General features: G+C 59.4%; 13 protein-coding genes. 8 read left to right on the forward strand and 5 right to left on the reverse strand.

Annotated features, from left to right (window positions below):
- Positions 1-89: 89 nt before the first annotated feature.
- Positions 90-4307: a PVC-type heme-binding CxxCH protein gene (locus tag SH664x_RS07965; protein WP_437206518.1), complete on the forward strand. Its 4218-nt coding sequence runs from the start codon at positions 90-92 to the stop codon at positions 4305-4307.
- A 52-nt stretch (positions 4308-4359) separates the two neighbouring features.
- On the opposite strand, the gene SH664x_RS07970 is transcribed toward SH664x_RS07965, so the two are convergent.
- Together SH664x_RS07970 and SH664x_RS07975 are read right to left on the reverse strand one after the other, a co-directional pair.
- Entirely contained in the window at positions 4360-6081 is a 1722-nt protein-coding gene (locus SH664x_RS07970; RefSeq protein ID WP_437206520.1) for a tetratricopeptide repeat protein, read from the reverse strand.
- Between the two features lie 407 nt (positions 6082-6488).
- Positions 6489-7925 carry a serine/threonine protein kinase gene (locus SH664x_RS07975; RefSeq protein ID WP_437206521.1) on the reverse strand — a complete coding sequence of 479 codons (1437 nt, stop codon included), beginning with the start codon at positions 7923-7925 and terminating at the stop codon, positions 6489-6491.
- Positions 7926-8173: 248 nt separating this feature from the next.
- On the opposite strand from SH664x_RS07975, the gene SH664x_RS07980 reads away from it, so the two are divergent.
- The 5 genes from SH664x_RS07980 to SH664x_RS08000 all read left to right on the forward strand — a co-directional run bounded on the left by SH664x_RS07980 (position 8174) and on the right by SH664x_RS08000 (position 15303).
- On the forward strand, positions 8174-9742 hold the full coding sequence (locus tag SH664x_RS07980) for a GTPase (protein ID WP_437206523.1): 1569 nt from the start codon (positions 8174-8176) through the stop codon (positions 9740-9742).
- Between the two features lie 364 nt (positions 9743-10106).
- Entirely contained in the window at positions 10107-11447 is a 1341-nt protein-coding gene (locus tag SH664x_RS07985) for a DUF1501 domain-containing protein (protein ID WP_437206524.1), read from the forward strand.
- Complete coding sequence (locus SH664x_RS07990) at positions 11448-12164, forward strand: hypothetical protein (protein WP_437206526.1); 717 nt, start codon at positions 11448-11450, stop codon at positions 12162-12164. It abuts the gene before it with no gap.
- 226 nt (positions 12165-12390) lie between these two features.
- Positions 12391-13737 carry a M14 family zinc carboxypeptidase gene (locus tag SH664x_RS07995; RefSeq protein ID WP_437206528.1) on the forward strand — a complete coding sequence of 449 codons (1347 nt, stop codon included), beginning with the start codon at positions 12391-12393 and terminating at the stop codon, positions 13735-13737.
- 117 nt (positions 13738-13854) lie between these two features.
- Positions 13855-15303, forward strand: a complete 1449-nt coding sequence (locus SH664x_RS08000; protein WP_437206530.1) for an FAD-binding oxidoreductase — start codon at positions 13855-13857, stop codon at positions 15301-15303.
- A 42-nt stretch (positions 15304-15345) separates the two neighbouring features.
- On the opposite strand, the gene SH664x_RS08005 is transcribed toward SH664x_RS08000, so the two are convergent.
- Positions 15346-16512: a hypothetical protein gene (locus tag SH664x_RS08005; protein ID WP_437206531.1), complete on the reverse strand. Its 1167-nt coding sequence runs from the start codon at positions 16510-16512 to the stop codon at positions 15346-15348.
- Between the two features lie 253 nt (positions 16513-16765).
- Between SH664x_RS08005 and SH664x_RS08010 the strand changes: the two genes are divergently transcribed.
- Entirely contained in the window at positions 16766-18349 is a 1584-nt protein-coding gene (locus tag SH664x_RS08010; RefSeq protein ID WP_437206533.1) for a hypothetical protein, read from the forward strand.
- Positions 18350-18411: 62 nt separating this feature from the next.
- Here the strand turns inward: SH664x_RS08010 and SH664x_RS08015 are convergent, their stop codons facing one another.
- Complete coding sequence (locus SH664x_RS08015; RefSeq protein WP_437206535.1) at positions 18412-19596, reverse strand: acetate/propionate family kinase; 1185 nt, start codon at positions 19594-19596, stop codon at positions 18412-18414.
- Between the two features lie 77 nt (positions 19597-19673).
- Entirely contained in the window at positions 19674-22118 is a 2445-nt protein-coding gene (locus tag SH664x_RS08020; RefSeq protein WP_437206537.1) for a phosphoketolase family protein, read from the reverse strand.
- Positions 22119-22320: 202 nt separating this feature from the next.
- On the opposite strand from SH664x_RS08020, the gene SH664x_RS08025 reads away from it, so the two are divergent.
- Entirely contained in the window at positions 22321-23496 is a 1176-nt protein-coding gene (locus tag SH664x_RS08025) for an HlyD family secretion protein (RefSeq protein WP_437206538.1), read from the forward strand.
- Positions 23497-23501 lie beyond the last annotated feature (5 nt).

Below are 23501 nucleotides of genomic sequence, written 5' to 3' on the forward strand. Positions count from 1 at the left end.
GGCAATGAGAGTTTGTTGCCGGAGTGATGATTCGCCGGCCGCATCCCTAACCTGCCCCCTGCCGAGTTCTTTAACAGATGGACTGCCAGATGACTTTCAGGACTGCCGTTCGATTTCTGTCGGTACTGTCAGTCGGCATTGTGCTCTCCCTGAAGCCGGGATCGTCCCTCGGAGCGGATCCAAAAAAATTCGAGCTGCTGCCCAACGACCGCGTCGTATTTCTCGGAGCGGAGTTGACCGAGCAGGAAATCAAACACAACTTTCTCGAGGCGGCGCTTCTCTCGCAGTGGCCGGATCGAAATTTGACGTTCCGGAATCTGGGCTGGGCCGGGGACATACCGACCGCCGTCGCCCGAGGCTACTTCGGTGGGGCTGCCGAGGGATACCGGCGTCTGCTGGAAGAAATTGACCGCCTACAACCGACGGTTGTCTTTGTCGCCTATGGAGAGAACCTGACGGAGAGCACCGAAGAGGATCTGCAGGAATTTTTCAAAGGCTACACGCAGCTCATTCAGGACTTGACCGGTCGGAAGCTGCGACTGGTTCTGCTGGGGCCTCCACTGGCGGAGGCGAAATCCGCTCCACTTCCAGACGTCACTGCGCTCAATCAATCACGTCGACTTCTCGGAGACAGGCTTCGCAAATTTGCCGATGAACATCAGCTCCCCTATGTCGATCGCATGAGTCCAGCAGTCGACACGCTTCCCCAGGCCGATCACGCTCCCCTGACGTACGATACCATTCGTTATACGGCCGCGGGCTATCGCCGACTCGCTCAGGTCACCCTGTTCGAGCTGGGGCTGGCATCGGCCGCGATCAACAATCTCGATGCCGAGCTCCTGAAACTGATCCAGCGCAAGAACGATCTCTATTTCCACCAGTATCGTCCGCAGAACGAAACGTATCTCCGGGGTTTTCGCAAATATGAACAGGGGCAGAACGCCCGCGAAATCGCCGAATTCGATCCGCTGATCCAGCGCGCCGAAGAACGGGTGACCGCGCACCTTCTGAATCAGCCGGTCCCCCCGGAGATGACTCTCCCGGAGCCGGCGCCGCTGGCATTCAAACCACTCACCCCGGAAGATCAGCTCAAGACGTTTCGTCCAGCCGACGGGCTTGAGGTCCGGCTGTTTGCCGCCGAACCGTTGATTTCCAATCCGATCCAGATGAACTTCGACAGCCGTGGGAGGCTGTGGGTTGCGAGCAGTCCGATCTATCCGCAATTGCGACCGGGGGCGGAACCGAACGACTCGATCGTCATCCTTGAAGATCGCGACGGGGACGGGCTGGCCGAGACCAGGACGGTGTTCGCCGAAGGTTTGCTGATTCCGACCGCCGTCCTGCCCGACGAGCAGGGGGGAGCATTCGTCGCCAACTCGACCGAGTTGCTCTATCTCAAAGATACCGATGGAGACGGTGTCGCCGATGAGCGGCATGTCCTGCTTTCCGGCTTTGGAACGGAAGACACGCATCACATCCTCCACACGTTCCGCTGGTCGCCGGATGTGCTCCTCTCGTTCAATCAGTCGATTTATATTCACAGCCACATCGAGACCCCGTACGGCATCGAACGGATGCTTGGTTCGGGAATCTGGCGGTATCGGCCACAGACCGCCCGCGCTGCGCAGGTGATGCACGGCCTGGTAAATCCGTGGGGGCTGATCTTCGATCGCTGGGGTCAGAGCTTCGCCACCGACGGCGCCGGCAGCGACGGCATTAATTACGCCTTTCCCGGTGCTGCCTACCCGAGCGCTGTCGGCTTCGACCGGGTGCTGAGGGGGATGAATCCGGGACAGCCGAAACATTGCGGGCTCGAAATCATCAGCGGTCGACATTTCCCCGAGACCTGGCAGGATCTCCTCGTGACAGCCGATTTTCGTGGCAATCGAATCAACTCGTTCCGGCTCACGCCCGAGAAGTCCGGCTATATCTCCACTCAAGGTTCCGATCTGCTGACCAGCAGCGACCGCGCCTTCCGGCCCGTGGACATCAAACTGGCGCCCGATGGAACGCTGTACGTCGCCGACTGGCACGATTCGATTATTAATCATGGAGAAGTCGATTTCCGAGATCCCCGACGGGATGATCGTCACGGCCGCATCTGGCGGATCGTGGCCAAAGATCGAGAGACCCTCGCTCCCCCGCAGCTGGAAACGGCCACGATTTCCGAACTGCTGGAAATGCTCAAGTCTCCCGAGCAATGGACCCGGCAGATGGCCCGGGTTCAGTTGACGCTGCGTGATCCGAACGAAGTTCGCAGCTCACTTGACAATTGGATTCGACAGCTTCAGGTGGGCGACGATCAACTGCGGCTGGAAGCGCTGTGGACCGGTCAGGCGCTGGGCCAGATTCCTGAAGAACTTCTGCGTGAGATCCTGACATCAACAGAACCCCGGGCCCGAGCAGCAGGGATCCGCGCACTCTCGCAGGCCACGCAGGAGGGTTTTGGCCTGCCCGGCGGCTACGATTCACTCAGCTGGTTTGAAAAGGCTGTGGCGGACGACCACCCGCAGGTCCGGCTCGAGGCAGTCAACGCACTGCGAGCGATCGGGACCGTGCGTGCCGTTGGGCTGGCCATGCGGGCCCTCGATCAACCGATGGATCCGTATCTCGACTACGCACTCAGCCTGACAATGAAACGGACGCAGGCCAACTGGCTTCCCATGCTGAGTGCGGGAAAGGGCGACCTCGCGGACAGTCCGGAGAAGGCCCTGTTTGCACTGCTGGCTGTCGACAATGCATCGACGCTGGAAGGGCTCATGAAGTTGTTGACAGGCAATGCCATTCCCGCCGGGAAGCTGGACGCCGTTCTGGCCAGTGTTGGAAAGTTTGCGGGCCCCGGTGACGTCCAGGCACTGTTCAAGCGGGCAACGACTCACCCAGACGAGCGGCAGGCGATTCTGCAGGCACTTGTCACCGCCGCTTCCAAACGGGACGTCGTGCCGACGGGTGACGTCAGCGGCCTGCGGCAGTTCCTGACGAATGCGGATGCACTGCGCCTCGCCGGATACTGGAAGCAGAAGGACTTGCAGCCGCAACTCGTCCGGATCGCGACTGATGAATCGCAATCCGACACATTGCGACATGGGGCGATTGACGGGCTGGCAGCCCTGAAGGATGGCCAGGCCCTGCGTCAAATCGGGGAGAACGTGGCGATTCGCGTCCCCATCCGCAGGCTGGCGGTCGTCTCGCTGCTTTCCGTCTCATCAAAAGCCGCGGCGGATCAGGCTGTCCACATGCTTCAGGGCTTTGATGAAGCGGACAGTGCCGAAATCACCGCTTTGCTCGAAGGATTTCTATCGGCGAAGTCGGGGCCCCGTGAGCTGGCTCGGGCTCTGGAACACCAGAAAATTCCAGCCGCTGTGGCCTCGCTCGGAATTCGTGTGGCCGAGTCGAAAGGGAATCGTGGCATTCCGGTGGTCGATGCGCTGCGCACGGCAGGAGGCCTGACTCGTATCGACAAATCACTGACCGCCGAGCAAATGACGGCGCTTTTGAAGGAAGTCGAGGCTGCGGGAAATCCGGCCCGTGGCGAAGTCATTTACCGGCGGAAGGAATTGACCTGTATGAACTGTCATTCCATTGGGGGCGCGGGAGGGCTGGTGGGGCCCGACATGCTCTCGCTGGGGGCGAGTTCACCGGTCGATTACATCGTGCAGTCGTTGCTGGAGCCTTCGGCGAAAATCAAAGAGGGGTACCACACGGTTTCGATTGCCACGACCGATGGGAAAGTTCTCAACGGAGTGCTCGTGCGGGAAGGATCGGACAATGTGGTCATCCGCGATGCGCAGGGCAAAGAACTGACGATCCCCACTGCGGAAATCGACGAGCGGGTCATGAGTCCTGTTTCCATCATGCCGGCCGATCTGACCGGAAAACTGGCCCGCGACGAATTCGTCGACCTCGTCGCGTTTCTCTCCGCACTGGGCAAAGAAGGGAAATACAAAGTTCCCCAAAACCGCTTTGTTCGTCGCTGGACAACGCCCGCTGGTGAGCAGATCCTCAGCCAGGTGAACGGTCAGCTGGCGGCGACCGATTTCCCGGCCGAGCGCTCGGTGCTGTTCACGCTGCAGGTCACGACCCCCGGGAAGATCGGCCTGAAGGTCAATTCGGAACGTGCACTGTACCTCACACTCGACGGGGCTGATCAGAATCTGCTGGCTGAGAAAGCAGTGACAGTGGTTGATCTCCCGGCCGGGTTGCACACCTTCAAGCTAAGCATGTTCGGTCACCGTCGCGACCCGATCTCGATCGAGATCATCGACCTCGATGGAGAAGCGGGCCATGCGGAAGTGGTGAACCGTTAGAGCATTTTCATTTGAACTGCCTGGGCCAGCGCACGGGAGCAATGCCTAGGCATCAATAACTCGGTTCCGGAGCGGCAATCGCTGTCGTCTTTCCCCGAGGTTCAAACTCCGGAAAGACATAGGGATTCTCCGTGACCACCGGTTTGCTGGTGGTCGTGCGCTGCGGCTTGTCTTCGGCCTTCGGGGCCCGCGCCTGCACACCGAGCAGCTGATCTCCGACCTTGATGCTGGAAATCCGCAACGCGGAATTCGAGGCGAGCGACAGTGCAGTCCGACCCTCCGACAGGCCCGCTCCACCGGGCTTCAGCGTCAGGGTCACAATGGTGTCATCCGGATAGGTCAACTCCATTTGCACTTCCCGTGCGGTCTGCCCGTTCAGTCGGAGACCCCGCGAATCGCTGGCGGTGTATCGCAGATCGTAGTAACCCTGTCCGTTGGTGACGTGCGGCTGCGGCAGACGGACACCATCCTGATAAACATCGAGCTTGGCCAGATGCAGCTGCCAGCTGCTTCCCACGCGGAGCATCAACTGATCCGAACTCAGTGAGGAACGCGGGTAGGCTTCCAGCGACGCAACGATGTTGTTGACGACGACGGGCGGGACGCGGTCCACCCCCACCAGCGCCGCGCAGCGCAGCAGGACCGGTGCAGGCAAATGGGCCACCGCTTCGGCATTGTTCAAGAGGCTGACGAGTTTTTCATTTTCGTGTGAAAAGTAATACAGCGACGCCAGAAACACATGGCTCTGTGACTTCTCGAGACCGACGTCAATGTTACGGAGGATGGCATCTTCCGCATCGGGAATCTGCCCGTGACGCTGCAGAATGCGAGCCGACATCAGGTTGGCTTCCCACACGTCGGTCGAGTAGGCCAGCGACTTGCGGGCTGAATCGACTGCGGTTTTCCGGCCCAGATAGTCTTCAATCGCCGCCATGTTGGCCATGGCGGTCGAGAGCAGTTCATCCTTGCGGAAGTGGCCGTTGCCAATCTTCTCCAGCCGCTGGTACTGCTCGGCCGCTTCCGAGAGCTCACCGAGTTCCTGTTGCGTTCGGGCGACGTGATACCAGTAGGGAGGATAGGCTTCCATATAGTTTTCCATTCGCCGCAGCACGCGCAACCGCACCGCCGGGTCGTTCTCCTGCATCGCTTTTTCGAGCTGATCGAGGTCATCACCGCGGACCAGCCAGCGATCGGGGATATTCTTCTTGCGGGCCAGTTTCCAGAACGTGTCCAGAAACTGGTTGGAGCGCTGCACAACGCTCGCCACGCGGTTCTTCTCGATCTTGAACAGATCGGTATCCCGCTGAAACGTCTTGGAGCGGTAATCCCACCAGCTGTTGGCGCCGGTCTTGACCGCGCTGCCGAACTGGGCGGTCAGCAGGTCGGTCCCGAACGCCACCGCATCCCAGGTCACCTGTCGCCGGATATTGGCCGTATGGTTCTTCTGGTACATGCTGCGTTCTTTGTCGACGAGACCGATCTGGCTGATCTCATCGAGCACGGAGGAATACAGCGCAATCACCTCAGGATCGTTGACGCGACCGAGGTTCAGATTGTTGAGGATCTTTTCCTGCTCCTCGCGGAGCACAGTTTCCGTGGGGTATTTGCGAATGCGATGAAACGAAGCGCGGCAGTAATTCAACGCCACGGCGGTCGCCATCGAACCTTCGTTCGGCTTCTCCTCTGCGAGAACCGGTGCAACAAGCAACGTCACGATCAGCACTCCCCGAATCAGCGGAGAGATGATTCTGTGATGCAGGAACGGGTTGATCATGGAAATCTGTCGCGGAATGTGAATACGTCAAAGCAGTGGACGTCATTCCCACTCTACCCTTCCCATCGAAGGGCTGCAGAACTCCTCTGGCAGTTCGCATACCCATTCCGGGAAAAGCGTGAGCGATAACGGTCAGTGAAGATTTCGGTCCCCCGCACATCTTTTCTGACCGCAGTAATCGCTCCAGATTGCACGAATCGACGTGCACGCTGTTGCTCGACCGGCAGAATCGGCCGGAATCGCTGCCGGCGCCCCTTCCCGCCGTCGGCGGGATTTGCAACGCAGTTTGCAAGTTTTGCACAGCGATTGAGGAGAGAAGCCCGATGCTGAGACTTCCCGCCCCCCGTCCCGCGGCGGCCGCATTCCGATCGGGAAGCTCCACACAAGGGGCTGTCCTCGTGCCGCTGTTATTTCGCTCCCAGATTGGTCGCCACCAGCGAGTAGACCCACGGGATCAGGTAGTAGAGGCCGACTCCCACCGCTGCGAGAGCCGCGAGGTAGACAACAAGGCTCATCATTCCCAGAGTGTTGTTCAACATGTTGTGCAGCGCGCGCCAGATCTTGCGCCGTTCGTACTGCTTGGCCAGTTTGTTGTATTCCGTTTTGAGGCTCTTCTCCTGCACGTGGGCATGCAGGCGGGTGAGCATTTTGCGGGCTTCTTCATCAAATGCAGGAATCTGAGCCAGGGGGAGGAATGGTCCTTTGGCGTTCACGCTGGCCCTGGTTTTCTCGTCGAATTTGTCGTTCTTCATCGCGGTCATCACCTGCACCGCCGTCATCTTCATAATGCTCGGTTTCCCCTTGGCATCCGGAACCTGCACAAACCAGCTGGTCTCGAATTTCGACGTGGGTGCCGACTTGGCGCCGGCTGGCGTGGTTCCGGACTTTTTCTGGGGAGCAAGGCCCGGCCGGGTCTGTCCCCCGATGATCGTCGAGGCGGCTTTGCGACGGACCACCACCCGTTGATCGTCGGAAATGAACGTGAGCGCCTCCGATTCCAGCCCGAGGGACTCCAGGTCCTTGATGAAGTCGGCACAACTCTGGTAGCGATGCTGAGGATCGGCGGCCATCGCCTTGTCGATCATCAGGTTCAATCGATCGGGGACTTCATTATTCAGACGCCGGGCGGGAGTAAACGTCCCCTTTTCCTTGTTGGTGATCAACTCCAGAATCGATCCGCCAGCGAAGGGGGTCTTGCCGGTGACGAAATGATACAGCGTGCACCCCAGTGCGTAGACATCGCAGCGCCGATCAACCCGCTTGGCATTCCGCGCCTGTTCGGGGGCCATGTAATGGGGCGTTCCCAGCCCTGTGCCGCTTTGAGTCAGCGACATGTCCTCGTCGTCGACCGCCTTCGCGAGGCCCAGGTCGGCGACCTTCACGACACCTTTCCTGGTGACGAGGATATTGTCCGGCTTGATATCGCGATGCACCATGTTCAGCTCATGCGCATAATGCAGTGCCTCGCCGCAGATGATCGTCACCAGCAGTGCATCCGGGAGGGGAATCTTTCCCAGCTGATTCAGCCAATCCTGCATGCTTTTGCCGTCGATCAGCTCCATCGCGACATAGTGATTCCCTTTGTGTTCACTGACGGCATAACAGCTCACCACATTGGGGTGGGCGATTTTTGCCATCGAGCGGGCTTCACGAATAAAGCGATCCACAAAGCCCGGTTTGGCTGCAATTTCCCGAGCCATGACCTTCACAGCGCAGTCGCGGTCGAGGCTGATCTGGTGCGCGAGATACACGACACCCATCCCCCCTTTACCCAGCTGACGTTTTAGCTCGAAGTCACCCAGTGTAACCGTTTTCTTCGCGGCATCAGTGTTCTCGCCAGCCATCGAATCGCCCCTTGGATTGGTGTCGCCCGAACGAAATGGAGAGAAATGAAAGCAGCGACACGACTGTGAGTGGAACCGGCGATGACCCGGAAATCGGTCGAACGACCGCGGCAGAAGGTCCTCCGATTCAATCGCTGGCAATTATGTCCGGAGATATCAGCGGATGCCAATGAATCCGGAAATTTGATCGGTCTCCAGGCGTTGACGCGGCTTGACCGGACTGCGGTTCGCCCGCACAATCGCAGAACATGCTGACACGACGCACACTCACGCTGGTGATTCTGCTGATTGTCCCGCTCGTGGTGTATCTCGGGCTGGGAGCTTACGCGCTCTGGCAGACGGGCCTGTTTCTGCAGACGTTCTGGATTCTGCCTGCGTTCTGGATCCTGACCTGGTTCGTTTCCATGCTCTGGGTGCAGGACAAACCGCTCCATGTGCTGGAATCGCCGTTACCGCCGCGGCACTTTACCCGTCGCGATGAAGAGGCCCTGCAGATCGTTCGGCGCTACCAGCAGCGCGTCGATGAACTCAATCCTGATCAGCTGACCGACTATCAGTTCTACGCCGATCTTTCGCAGGAGCTGGCGCAGGAACTCGCCCGGCATTACCATCCCCGGTCGACCGACCCGGTCTCGAATCTGACCGTTCTTGAAGTTCTGGCTGCGGCCCGGCTGGCGCTCGACGACCTGGAAAGCTGGATGCTGGATTCCATGCCCGGAAGCCAGCTCGTCACCATTCGACAGTGGCGCTGGCTGCGACACGCTCCCAAGTGGGTCCGGCGCATCCAGAACACCGCCTGGGCTGCGGGGATGCTGATCAACCCGGCGAACGTGCTGAAATATTTTACCTCGCAGATGACGGTCGGCCCGATCGCCGAAGAGGTGCAGACGGAGCTGCTGGCTGCGATTTACCTCCGTTTTGTTCGCCAGGTCGGCTTCTATCTGATCGAAATGAACAGCGGCCGTCTGCGGGGGGGAGCGGACCGTTATCGTCAGACCTTTGGCCAGGGGCTGGATGCCTACGGCCAGACACGCTCCCTGCCGCCGCAACTGGCTCCTGAATCATTGACGGTCGTCCTTGTGGGGCAAGTCAAGGCGGGGAAATCGAGTCTGGTCAACGCCCTGATCGGCCAGAAGGTGGCGAGTTCCGATGTTCTTCCCGAAACTCGTCACGTGGCGCGGTACCGTGTGCAGGTCCCCGAGACGGAGGTCCAGCTGACACTCCTCGACACGCCCGGTTACGCCGATGCCGGCGCGACCCGCGAACAGATGCAGGAGGTGCAGCAGGCACTCCATGATGCCGACGTTGTCCTCCTCGTGCTCGATGCCCACTCTCCCGCCAAAGCCGCAGATCGGAAGGTAATGGATGACCTGAAGCGCTGGTATGACGGTCAGCATGCACTCAAGCCCTCACCGGTGGTGATCTGCCTGACACACATCGATCTCTTGAGTCCAGCGCTGGAATGGAACCCGCCCTACCAGTGGCAGGCTCCCCAGTCCCGGAAGGAGCATTCCATCCATGACGCTGTCGAGTACGTCCGCAGCCAGTTCTCGGATGTCACCCGAAGTGTCGTCCCGGTCTGTTCCGATGTAGAGCGGGGCCGGTCGAGCCGTGTGATTGAGGATTTGTTCCCGGCGTTATTGTCCGTACTGAGCGAAGGGCAAATGGCTTCGCTGATCAGGACTTATCACGAGCAACTGGATCGCGAGCGATGGAATTCCGTTCTCCGGCAACTCCGCAATAGCGGCAAAAATCTGCTGAGAGTCTGGGTCGAAGAGCGGCTCGGCGGCGACAGCCAACCCGATGGTCCTCCTTAGCGGGCGAATGCAGATAAAACGGCTCATCTTATTATGCAGGAATTGCTTGCGACGAATTCCCCGCAAAATCGCCTCTGAAATCGCATCGGCCTTCTCCAATTTTTTCAGTCTTTCCCATCTTGCGTGCCTAGAATTGTTTAGGTCAAGAAGCCCGTTGGATTGGAAGGGGAATGACGACTCTTGGGGTTTTGACTGTACGATGCATTCGCTAAACATCAACTTTTGAAAGTCCCTCCGAATCGCATCAACACAGACTGAATAGTTCGCATCCGAATGGTCGATGATTCCAGCATGAAGCCGGAATGACTGATTCGGGCCCGCCCTGAGATTCCTCCCCGCAAGGAAGTGGAGAAAGGAGCCCACCGTGTTAACGTTGCTCGGCAAGCAGATGTCGCTGTGCGACACGCTGGACCGCAGAGCCTTCCTGCGAATCGGCAGCCTGGCGATGGGTGGACTGACCCTTCCCCAGATGCTGCGTGCAGAACAGCAGCACGGGCTGAACGGGCACGGCAAGGGGATCATCATGATCTACCTTCCCGGCGGCCCTCCACATCAGGATATGTGGGACATCAAGATGGACGCCCCCGCCGAAGTCCGGGGCGAATTCACTTCGATTCAGACCAAAGTTCCTGGCGTCGAAATCTGCGAACACTTTCCGCGTCTGGCGTCCTGCGCCGACAAAGTGACCTTTATCCGCTCGGTTGTCGGCGCAACTGGACAGCACTACGCCTTTCAATGCCTGACCGGCCAGGACAATCGGAATCAGCCTCCCGGTGGCTGGCCGGCTCTGGGGTCTGTGCTCTCCAAGGTGCAGGGCGCTCGCGATCCGGCGCTCCCGGCCTACGTGGGGCTCTCCCCGAAGATGGGATTCATGCCCTGGGCCGATAACGGCTCCCCAGGGTTTCTCGGACTGGCCCATGCACCATTTACCCCCGCGGGAGACGGGAAAGAAGATCTCGTTCTCAATGGCATTACACTCGACCGGCTGAAGAACCGGCAGCAGGTGCTGGGGGCGTTTGATCGCTTTCGATCCTCGGTCGATCAGTCCGGCATGATGCGGGGGCTCGATGCCTTCAACCAGCAGGCCTTCGGCATCCTGACATCGAGCAAGCTCGCCGATGCTCTCAACCTCGAAGCCGAGCCGCGAGAACTGCGTGATCGTTACGGTTACGGAGAGGATCGCCTGCAGGAAGACGGCAGCACCCGGCTGCTGACCAACTTTCTCCTCGCTCGTCGCCTGATTGAAGCCGGGGTGCGCTGTGTCTCGCTCTCCTTCAGCCGCTGGGACTGGCATTACAACAACTTCGTTCACGCCCGCCAGGACTTCCCGATGCTCGATCAGGCGGTCAGTGCCCTGATTGAGGATTTGGACCACCGCGGGTTGCTGGATGACGTTTCCGTCGTCGTGTGGGGCGAGTTCGGTCGAACCCCCAAAATCAACGTCAACGCCGGACGGGACCACTGGCCGCAGGTCTCCTGTGCGATGCTCGCCGGGGGAGGAATGCGGCACGGACAGGTGATCGGTGCCACAAACCGTCTCGGAGAAACGGTGACCGAACGGCCCGTCCATTTTCAGGAGATCTTCGCGACGCTCTACAAGTCGCTGGGGATCGACACCGATCAGTTGACTCTCCCGGACCTGCAGGGTCGACCGCGATTTCTGGTCGACCAGAACAAATATCGCCCCATGCCTGAGTTGATCTGAGTGATCCTGTCGAAGCAGGTCCACTTCTTCGGACTCGTTCCGGGAAGCGATCTCCATGCGGCCGCTGCCGGTTCCCCGGCAAGCTTCAGCCCGTACGGTCGACAGCCTCCGGATGCCGGGAGTCTCTTTCCACATGGACTCCCAGGCGACGTCGCGGCGAGATGCCCGTTGCCGACCGACGCCGCCTCCTGTCGGCAGCTTCTCTTGAGAACACGGAGGACGACACTGCAAAGCAATCGCGACGACTTCGGCCAATGGATTCGCGAAGTCTCGGGCGGCGTCCTTTGTGTCGATCCGCAAGGATGTCATCAGGCCATTGAGAACATGGTGAGTTTCGGCTTCGGGGAAGTCCCCTGCACTCTGACGAGCGACGACATCTCCTGGCTGCTCTGTCGCCTGAAGGAGTTGAGACGGCAGCAAATCAGGGAGCTCAATCTGGGTGCGATGGTCTTCTACGCGTGGCTCGACGAACAGTCCGGGACATTACGGACCAGCCTCATCACGGGAGACGAAACTGCGAAACTCCCTTTCGGGTGCCCAATCCGCTGTCACACCGATCTGACCCTCACAGCCGATGAGGTCGTGGGCTGCCCGTATCTCAAGGGAATTCCATACTCGGAACTCGAAGAGGTCGGTCCGGATGAATTGCCAGAGATCGGGCCGCCCCTAAATGTGTATGTCGAAGTTCTGAACGCTGACGGCCCCGGCGCTGCTTGAGAACATCTCAGATCGCGTGGAAGTAACCGCGTGACTCGATCGCAGTTGAGAACTCGCTTTGGCGCTGGTTCTGGATTGAGCATTGACGGATTCGGTCTGCAGGGCGGCCCTATTCGGATCGGTAGACAGCCTGTTGAATAATATATATGTTGTCGATAACTCGTGTGGAGTTTTGTCTCACCGGCTGCGGCGTCCACTGCTGCCGCCCCCACATAGGACGTCGGCCATGCGCTGCACCTGCTCTCCATTGCCCCTTTCGCGCGCTGCGGCGATTCTGGCGGGCCTGCTGGCTTGCTCTTTGAATTCGCATGTCATCGCCCAGCTCCCCGCAGCTGTGAACCCTTCACCTGCCGCCAACCGTCAGTCGACGCTCCCGATCAAGCCCGGTCCGGACTACGGGAGAGTTCTCGTTCCGACCGTGGCGACCGATCTGCAGTTCATCGCGAACACTTTCGAGAATGCCTCTCCGTTGTGGTACGAAATCGACGGGGAGGGGAACATTCAGCTCTATTTCGTGTACGACCACGAATATGCCGCTCCCAACCGGGCGATGCTGCATTTTCACTTTCGCGTGCATGCGAAGCCGGGGTCGACGCTGAACCTCGATGTGAACAATCTGAACAACGTCTGGAACGGTCTGAACTCGATGGTGGGGGACGCGACGAAATCCTTTGTGACATCGGCCGACGGCATCCACTGGGAACCGCATCGCACTCAAAGCCTGCCGGGAAACCGGGTCCGTCTGCAGATCACCATGCCGGGGCCGATTCTCTATATCGCCCGCATCGAACCCTATCGCCTTTCCGATCTCGACAAGTTACTGACGTCGATTGCCGGGCATCCTCTGGTCGAAATCAAAAATATCGGGAAGACGGTCGACAATCGTCCGCTGGAGATTGTCCGGGTTGGCAAAGAGGATGCTCCTTATCGCATCTTCCTGCGTGCCCGGGCTCATCCCTGGGAGTCGGGAGGGAGCTGGGTCGTGGAAGGTCTCATTCAACGACTCCTGAAAGGCGATGATGACGCCCGGAAATTTCTGGAACGCTACTGCGTCTACATCATGCCGATGGCCAACAAGGATGGGGTCGTGCTCGGGCGCAGCCGTTTCAACGGAATGGGACGGGACCTCAACCGGAACTGGGAAGAACCGGCAAATGCGGAACTTGCTCCCGAGAACTATGCGCTGGAACAATGGCTGGAAGAGATGATCCGCAACGGTAAGAAGCCGCATCTGGCGATCGAGCTGCACAACGATGGCAACGGGAAACTGCACTTCTCCAAGCCTGATATTCCGGAAGTCGAGCGGTATCTGCAGCGGATGAAAACTCTCGAAGGGCTGCTGGTGGTGCATACCTGGTTCCGGGAAGGTTCGATCATGCCGAATGCTTATACCAATTCCGGAACACTTGGCGGGGGGTGGCTCTCCCGATACGGGATCGACGGGCTCGTTCACGAACTCAATTGCAATTGGATTGCCGGACTGGAAGATTTTCCCTCAGCTGAGCACTGGAAGGATTACGGGGGCGATCTGGCCACAGTCTTCTACGAGTATCTCGCTGCGACCAAGCCGTGAAATTCCGCAGAAATCCCGCCCGTTACGCAACTCTGCCTGAACCTGATACCATCGGGGCTAGATGCGGGCAGCGAACGGATCGCTGTCGGCTTTCCGGAATCGCGCGGGATGAGGTTGATGGCAGTCGAGCTGCAGAATTCGTTGCGGGATGCACTCTCACAGATTGTTGGTGAAGAGGGGTTGTTGTCGGCTCTCGATGAGCGAATGGTGTACGAGTGCGACGGCTACGTCGTCGAGAAGCGCGTGCCCGACCTCGTCGTGTTCCCGCGAACGACGCAGCAGATTTCCGACATCGTCCGGGTCTGCCGGAAATTCGATGTTCCGTTCGTCCCCCGGGGAGCCGGAACCAGCCTCGCCGGCGGGACTCTTTCCGTCGGGGGTGGGGTGATGATCTGCACCACGCGGATGAAGAACGTGCTGGAGATCAATACTCGCGACCGTTACGCCGTGGTCGAACCGGGGATGATCAATCTGCATCTGACCCAGAAACTGAAAGGGACGGGCTTTCACTTCGCCCCCGACCCCTCTTCGCAGGGAGCCTGCACAATCGGCGGCAACGTGGCCACGAACTCCGGGGGACCTCACACCCTGAAATACGGTGTGACAGTCAACCACGTGCTCGGAGTCGAAGTCGTGCTGCCCGATGGAGAGGTCGTTCAGTTCGGCGGCCCCTGCCAGGAGCCGTCGGGCTATGATCTGACCGGGTTGTTTGTCGGCAGCGAAGGCACCTTCGGGATCGTTTCCAAAATCTGGGTCAGACTCACCCGCGATGCTGTTGGCGTGCGAACCATGCTGGCCGTTTTCGAAACGGTGCAGGCTGCCACCGAAGCGATCAGCGGCATTATCGGCGCTGGTATTGTTCCCGCCGCACTGGAGATGATGGACCAGGGGATCATCGGTGCTCTCGAGGAAGCCTTCCACTTCGGATTCCCGCTCGATGCCGGTGCCGTGCTGCTGATCGAAGTCGACGGACTCGAAGTGGCGATGGACGCCGAAGGGGCACAGGTGATCGAAATCTGTGAGCAGCATCACGCTCGGGAGGTGCGTCGTTCCCGTACGGCGGAAGAGCGGATCCTGCTGTGGAAATGTCGCAAGCAGGCGTTCGGAGCGATCGGGCGACTGGCCCCCAGCTGCTGCACGCAGGATGGGGTTGTTCCGCGGACCCGCCTGCCCGAGATTCTGCAGGCGATTGAGGAGACCAGCCGACGACATCACATTCGCATCGTCAACGTTTTTCATGCGGGCGATGGAAACATTCACCCGGTGCTGCTGTTTGATGAGCGCGATGGAGAGCAAGTGAAGCGGGTCATCGCGGCGGGAGATGAGATTCTGCTGAAGTGCATTGAACTGGGAGGGAGCGTGACCGGAGAACATGGAATCGGCGTGGAGAAGATCAACCTGATGAACAGGCTGTTCACCGATTCGGATCTGGCGGTCATGGCCGACATCCGGCAGGTCTTCAACCCCGAGGGGCGATGCAATCCGAAGAAGCTTCTGCCGACAGCGGGAGCGTGTGGCATGGAACATATCGAGCGCTCCGGAACCGCTCGCCGCGCCGCCCTGTAATTATGGCGTCCACGCGCGGATCGGCGCATCTCCCGTAGCGTGTCACTGGTCGCTGACCAGCCCTTCCATCTGCACGACTTCAAAATCGCCGCCGTGGACCTTCTTCAAGGTGCGCAGGGCATCGTCATTCCAGCGCGGGTCGGGTGCTCCGGAGATAAACCAGTCGCTTCCATTGTCGGCGAGAAACATTCCGTATTTCTTCAGGGCGGTGAGTACGACCTGGGCTTCCGGCGGGAATGGAGTCAGATCGAAATCCTTTTTCAGGCGGACCCGCATTCCCAGCGGCGGCAATGAAGGGTCGGTGTGCCGACTGGCCCAGTGCCGGGCCGGGGGGACATAGGCCCGACGTGTTTTCGCGACCGTAAAACGCAGCGCGTGTTTGATCTCCTTCTGTTCCACGATTTCGTCGTAACGGGCCAGTCCGGGAAAGATGGGAAGCCCCGCAGCGTCGGCGCTCGTCCAGCCTTCAGGGCGGAGGTCATTCGTTTTCAGGTCAAAAATGGCGCCGCACTCCGCCCGCCAGAGTCGGCCATTGGCAATCGGAAAGGCCCGGAACAGTTCGTACAGCTTCCAGTCATCCCGGTCGATCACGAGGACGTGGCGGTCTCCATCGACGTTGGGATCTCCTTCGATCATGGCATCACCGGGAATTGGATACGGACCAGGATCACTTTCATCCCCATAGGCCGTGTAGGCAATAGGGGCCTTGGGCTGTGTGCCGGAAACCACGACATAAGGGATGCCGATGGGGGCACCGTTCCATTCTCCCGAACCGAAGTCGGGGTGGACGTTCTTGTCCCGGCCGATTTTGTTGATGATCACATCGGACATCGGGTCGACCGGCAGATGGTCGATGGGCTGATTCCAGGGGTTGTCGGGAGGGAAGGGGAGCTTGCCTCCGAGCGAGGCGCCGTGCCCCAGATGGACCACGTCCTTTTCGTAGGGCTTCGGAAGTGGGAGCCTTGCCTGTACGGTATCCGCATCTTTGGGGACCTGGACCGGAGTCTCCGGGATGGCAGACTGGGCAGAAATGGCAGGATCGGTATTCGGCTTCAGGGGGCGTCCCTGATACAGTGCCGACGAACCGGCAAGCAAGCCTGATTCGTCCGCATCGGCCCCCTTCCGGTCGAGGACAATGACCGTACCCAGTACGGCGGCGACAACCGCCGCTAAAGCCAATACATCAGCGTGCTTCAGCAACTTCCGCATTTTCGGAGACCCTGTCGAGGCGCAACCCGCGTCTACCTTCAACATTTAGGTGCGAAATTGCCCCCAGGCAACACAGTTTCCCTGAATTGCCGGATTTCCCTCGTTGCACCGAGCCACAGAATGCAATTTCCGGAACGGTCGAACAGCGTGAATTCGTAAATTCGATCTCTTCTCATCCCAGGCAGGCGGGTAAACTTACGGGCCGGCAGCGATTGTTGCCGGCTCACCAGCACGGGCGCAGGGGTCTCCCCGCATGTTAAGTTCCATCTTTAACTCTCTGTCCGGACGAAGTTCTTCGGCCCGCAGTGCAGGTTTTGGGCGAAAAGGGTGGTCCGCTCTGGCGCTCGCCACCGCTCCAACTCTCTTCGCGTCAATCACAGCCTTCGCCCAGCCAGCCTCTCCCGTCCGCGTTCGTGGAACGGAGGTGCTGCAGCGATTGGCCGACGATCACCAGATCTGCATTCTTCTGGGTGAAGGGTTCGCCAATCGAATTGTCGAGACGGACAATCTGGATGAAGGACCGGTTTCCAATCAGGAGCCCGGGATGACGATTCGTGGGAGCCAGCGGACCACCGCCACCACGTCGTTCGATGCTGTCCCTGATCCCCGGGCAGCCAAATTCGAAATTCTGCTCAACGGCCAGACGCTGCACCACACTGTCGTGACCACTCCCCAGGCGACCGTGCATCTGGACGGGGCGTCGCAGTTCCAGCTTTCCAAGCAGGTCGAATTCGATGGCCGGATGCTCACGACCCGCAGTCCGTCTGCCTACCTGACGACCAACCAGCGTCCGGTCGGGGCGATGACCGCCGTCAGCGGCATTCCCATTCTGGGGCGGATTGCCACAAACACCGTGTTGAACGCGGTGGAGCAGCGTCGTCCCTCGACGGACTGGCTGACCGCCATGCGGATTACCAGCCATGTCGGTCCCCGATTCAACAATGAGCTGGACCAGCAGCTTTCGAAAATCAATGACCGGCTCAGTTCATTTAAGCGTCTGCTGGCGATGAAGGGTCTCGACCCGGAAATTGTCCGCGCTTCGTCGACCGATGATGCGGTGCTCTGGGCGGCGAGCTTCCGATCGACGCTGTCGACTCCGACGTTCGCCCCGGTGCAGGATGCCTGGCCCGTTCCGGCCGACCCGTTTCAGGGGAAGCCGGTCGTCCCGGTGCCGGACCTTGCTGCCAAAAGCCGACGGACTCCATGGCAGGCTGCGAGCCTGTCGTCGGCAGATGTCTCGGTCAGTGACCAGCTGATTGTCAGTATTCACGAGTCATTGCTGGACGATGTCCTGTCGCGGTTCTCGCTGGCGGGTCGCGAAATTTCCGATGCCTCCCTCGGCAAGCTGCTGCAGGGGGATCTTTCCGGAGGACTCAACGAACCGCCGCAGATGGCCACGCTGATCCTCGACTCCGAGCGTCCTTTTTCCTTGAGTTTCTACGGCAATGAAATTCTGCTCGAGATCCGGCTCGCGGTCCGGCTGACCGTCGGGAAGGAAATGCCGCCGCAGATCATTACGCTCTCCATTGTCCCGGTCCTCACCGGCGACAATGTCGAGATCCGCCCCACATTGAAATCCATTAAACCGGTGAATCCTGACAACGTGGTGACGATGGCGGCCCTTGTCGAGCCGGTGCTCAAGCAGAAAATCACGGAGAGCCTCAAGAACGTCACACTGCCGGCGACATTCAGCCTGCCCCCAAAAGGGAATCAGCCTCCCGTTGTGATCCGGACTTACAGCGTCTCCATGCGTGAAGGTCGGCTGAACGTCATTCTGGAAGCGGCTCCCAAGGCCTCGAACGTGGTCGGAATTCCCGGGATCTACGATCCGAAGTGAACGTTGGCGACTTGTTCTCAGCATTGCGGGAAGCGGTCTGCTGGCAGAGAGAGGACCTGCTGTCAGCCCTTCTCCGTCAGCACCCTGCGCACCTCTTCGAACATCGTGAGATCCTCGCGGGTGGCGATGACAAAGATCCGTCCCCGGGAGCGAGGGAGCGCGATCTCCTGATCCGGACGGCAGCGGACATTCGCAGCATTGTCGATCTGAAGTCCCAGACACTCGAGCCCCTCGCAGGTCCGGCGACGGATCTCGCTGGAATTTTCCCCCACTCCCGCGGTAAAAACCAGCGCATCCAGGCCCCCCATCGTCACCGCCAACGCTCCAATTGCCTGCCGCAGGCGATGGACGTAGATGTCGACTGCCAGACGGGCCGCCGGCTGTCCCGCCTCGGCCGCCCCCTCCACCTGCCGCATGTCGCCGGAAATTCCAGAGACTCCCAGCAGTCCTGAGCGACGATTCAGAATCGTTTCGACATCGTCTGCGGTCAGTCCCTGTCCCTGCACATGCAGGACCACGCCGGGATCGATCGACCCCGAGCGTGTTCCCATCATCAGCCCTTCCAGTGGGGTGAACCCCATGGTGGTCTCAACCGATTTGCCGGACTGGACCGCTGTCGAGGAACAACCATTCCCGAGATGGCAGATCACGATTTTCAGATCGGACAGCGGGCGGTTCATCAACTCAGCCACCCGGCGGGCGCAGTAGGCATGGCTCAGCCCATGAAAGCCATATCTGCGGATTCCCCAGTCCTGTGTCCATTCCTGCGGCACGGGGTAGGTGTACGCTGCCGGCGGAAGAGTGGCATGAAATGCCGTGTCGAAGATGGCAATTTGCGGGACACCCGGAAGTGCGGTCTCGGCGGCAGCGAGCGTTTCCAGACTGGGCGGGTTATGCAACGGCGCGAGCTCCACGAGCGCTGAAATCTGGTCGCGGACTTCCGGAGTCATGAGGACACCGGAAGTGAATTTCCCCCCGTGGACGATCCGATGTCCCACCGCAGCCACTTCGCCGGCGCGAGCAGAACCTCCAGGGAGCAGATCCTCAATGACTTGCCGGACGGCCTGCGCGAAGCCTTTCCAGTCTGCATTTTGCCGGGTCTTCTCTTCGCCCTCCGGCTGCAGCTGGTACTGCGTCGGCGAGCTGGACCAGTCCACGGTCGCACTGCTGCGAGTGGCCCCGCTGGCAGCATCGGCCAGAGTCGCCTTGAGGCTGCTGGAGCCGGCGTTCAGGAGGAGAATCTTCATGACACCAGAATGCCTTGCGGTCGTCACAACTTCTGAACCAACGGGAGGCTGTTCTCATTTGCGCCGTCCCCCGCCAGTCAGTCGTTGTCCCCTTCCGTCGACGTATTGCGGGAAGTGCGGGGTGACTTCTGTCCCCATTTCCAGCCGCTGATCTCCGGCATGTCGTCTCCGTATTCCGCGATATACCGCTTGTGGTCGATCAGTTTTTCCTGCAGGGCCTGCTTGAAATAGGCGGCACGTGCTCCCAGCTGCGGGAGACGATCAATCACATCGCCGACGAGATGGAAACGGTCGAGGCTGTTGAGCACCACCATGTCGAAGGGAGTCGTGGTGGTCCCTTCCTCTTTGTATCCACGAACGTGCAGATTGCTGTGATTGGTGCGGCGATACGTCAGCCGATGAATCAGCGAGGGATAGCCGTGAAACGCGAAAATAACCGGCTTGTCTTTGGTGAACAGGGTGTCGAAATCGCGATCACTCAGTCCGTGTGGATGCTCACTGGCGGGCTGCAGCTTCATCAGATTGACCACGTTGACCACACGCACTTTCAGTTCGGGGAGATGCTCGCGGAGCAGACTGACCGCCGCCAGTGTCTCCAGCGTCGGGACGTCACCACAACAGGCGAGGACGACATCAGGATCGCAGCCTTTGTCGTTGCTGGCCCAGTCCCAGATGCCGATTCCCTGTGTGCAATGCTTCACTGCCTGATCCATGGTCAGCCACTGCGGTGCCGGTTGTTTGCCGGCGACGATGACGTTGATGTAGTTGCGGCTGCGCAGGCAATGGTCGGTGACTGAAAGCAGACAGTTCGCATCGGGCGGCAGATAGACGCGGATCACCTCCGCTTTCTTGTTCACCACATGGTCGAGGAATCCCGGATCCTGGTGTGAGAAGCCGTTGTGATCCTGACGCCACACATGCGAGCTGAGCAGATAGTTGAAAGAGGCGATCGATCTCCGCCAGTCAATCTGGTTGCAGACCTTCAGCCACTTCGCGTGCTGATTGAACATCGAGTCGATGATGTGGATGAACGCTTCGTAGCACGAAAAGAATCCGTGGCGGCCGGTTAACAGATAGCCTTCAAGCCAGCCCTGACACTGATGCTCGCTCAGGACCTCCATAATTCGCCCATCCGGGGAGAGATGGTCATCTTCCGGATAGATCTCCGCCATATAACAGCGGTTCGTGACGTCGAGCACATCCTGCCAGCGGTTGGAATTATTTTCATCAGGGCTGAACAGGCGGAAGTTACTGCTGTTCAAATTCAGCTTCATGACGTCACGCAGGTACTTGCCCATCACCCGCGTTGACTCGGCCTGAGTGGCACCCGGAGAGGTAACCTCCACCGCATAGTCGCAGAAGTCCGGCAGCTTCAGGTCCCGCAACAGCAGGCCGCCGTTCGCATGAGGATTGGCACTCATCCGGCGCGGGCCCCGGGGAGCCAGATCGGCCAGTTCGTCGAGGAATTTTCCGTTGGCATCGAAGAGTTCTTCGGGGCGGTAGCTCTGCATCCAGCCTTCGAGGATGCGAATGTGCTCGGGTTTGTCCATATCTCCCATTGGGACCTGATGACTGCGCCAGTAGTCTTCACATTTCTTGCCATCGATCTCCGGCGGACAGGTCCAGCCCTTGGGAGTCCGGAACACAATCAACGGCCACGCCGGACGGCGCACGACTCCTTGTGACCGCGCTTCCTTCCAGATGTTCTGAATCTCGGCGAGGGCCTCATCCATGACCGCGGCGAGTTCCTGATGGACGAGTTCCGGGTCATGTCCTTCGACGAAATAAGGCCTGTAGCCCATGCCTTCGAAGTACTTTTGCAGCTCATCGCGGGGAATTCGGGCCAGAAAGCAGGGATTGGCGATCTTGTAACCGTTCAGATGCAGGATCGGCAGCACAGCCCCATCGCGGGCCGGGTTAAGGAACTTGTTACCGTGCCAGCCGGTGGCGAGCGGTCCGGTTTCTGCTTCGCCGTCGCCGACGATGCAGGCCACAATCAGATCGGGATTGTCGAACGCTGCTCCATAAGCATGGCTGAGGGCGTAGCCGAGTTCCCCCCCTTCATGAATGCTCCCCGGTGTTTCAGGAGCAACATGGCTCGGGATTCCGCCGGGAAAACTGAACTGTTTGAAGAGTCGCTTCAGTCCCTGCGTATCCTGACTGATATTCGGATAAAACTCGCTGTACGTTCCTTCCAGATAGGCATGTGCCACCAGCGACGGGCCACCGTGGCCCGGACCGATGACATAAATCATGTTGAGATCATCCCGTTTGATGACCCGGTTCAGGTGCACATACAACATATTCAGACCGGGGGAAGTCCCCCAGTGACCGAGCAGTCTGGGTTTGATGTGCCGGCGTTCGAGGGGCTGCCTGAGCAGAGGATTATCCAGCAGATAAATCTGCCCGACCGAAAGATAATTCGACGCCCGCCAGTAAGCGTCGAGCTTGCGTAATTCTTCGGTTGAAAGTGGCACCGGAAGTGTGCGGGTAGAGCGAGCTTGAGGGATTGCAGTCGACAACGATGGACTCCTGCAGGGGGACTTCAACCAACCCGTCGAAGTTGAGAACAGAGAACGTTCGGATGCGCCTGGTTGCGGATGCGCGAACGAAATCAACCTGATCGACCTTCGGCATTATGCCCTTTCTCCGGGAACAGAGAAAGGCATTCCCGGAATTCGCGATCGTTAACGCGGGTCGTGACGAAAAGTCACAGCCTGTTGAGTGATTGCTCCACAACGCCCATCTTCCGCGGTGGTGCAAACTTGCGAGGGGCCTAGGGATGTGGGAGACTTCGCGCTGATCGCTGTTTCTCCCATTCTGGAATGGCTACCGATGTCCAAGAAACTTCTGGCTGTCGTGCTGCTCGGCCTCGCAGGCACCGCTTTTGCCGGATATCAGGTCTGGCAATCGTTGCAGTCGCCCCTGCCTGCAGGGATCGTTTCAGGAAATGGTCGGATTGAGGCCAAGCTCGTTGATATTGCCGCCCGTGAATCGCTGCGGGTGAAGAAAATTCTTGTCAAGGAAGGGGCACTCGTCAGCCGGGATCAGGTGCTGGTCGAGATGGATATTTCGACACTCGCCGCCGAACTGGCCGAAGCCAAGGCGAGTGTGGCCTCTGCGAAGGAGCGGGTTGCGGTCAACACTTCGTCGATTGTTCGTCGCAAGAGCGAGCTGGCTCTCGCTCAGATCGAATTCGACCGTTACAAGAAACTGCTGGACACGGCGGCCGGGACGCAACAGGAGTTTGATCGTCGGCACGCCAATCTGCAGGTGCAGATTGCTTCGCTCGCCGAAGATGAGGCCAAGTTGCGAACTGCGATGCAGGAAGTGGAAGTTGCCGAAGCGAACGAAGCAAAAATTCAAACCCGCATCGACGACGCAACGTTGAAATCGCCCGTCCGTGGACGCGTGCTGTATCGGCTGGCGGAAGAAGGAGAAGTGTTGAGCGCGGGGGGTAAGGCCCTGACGCTGGTCAACCTCGAAGATGTCTACATGGAGATCTTTCTCCCGGCGGAGTGGGCCTCGCGTTTGAAAATCGGTGCGGAAGCCCGCGTGACGGTCGATCACGCCCCTGGCCGTGCCGCGGCGGGGACGGTCAGCTTTGTCTCTCCCGAGGCCCAATTCACTCCCAAACAGGTGGAAACAAAAAGCGAACGGGAAAAGCTGATGTTCCGGGTCAAGATTCAGGTTCCCGAAGAACTTGTCTCTTCCTACATCGAACGGGTTAAAACCGGAGTGCGCGGTGTCGGCTATGTGAAAGTTGACGAATCTGCCCAGTGGCCCGCATTTCTTCAGAATCTGGTTTCACCGCCCGAAAAGCTCGCACCGGTCAGTCCATCGGCGACGGCAGCAGACAATCCCAATGCCGTCCCGGATTCTCCCGCCGCCGGGAAATGACGTTG

The sequence above is a fragment of the Planctomicrobium aquicomposti genome, from assembly GCF_051466325.1.
In the GTDB taxonomy this organism is placed as follows: domain Bacteria; phylum Planctomycetota; class Planctomycetia; order Planctomycetales; family Planctomycetaceae; genus Planctomicrobium.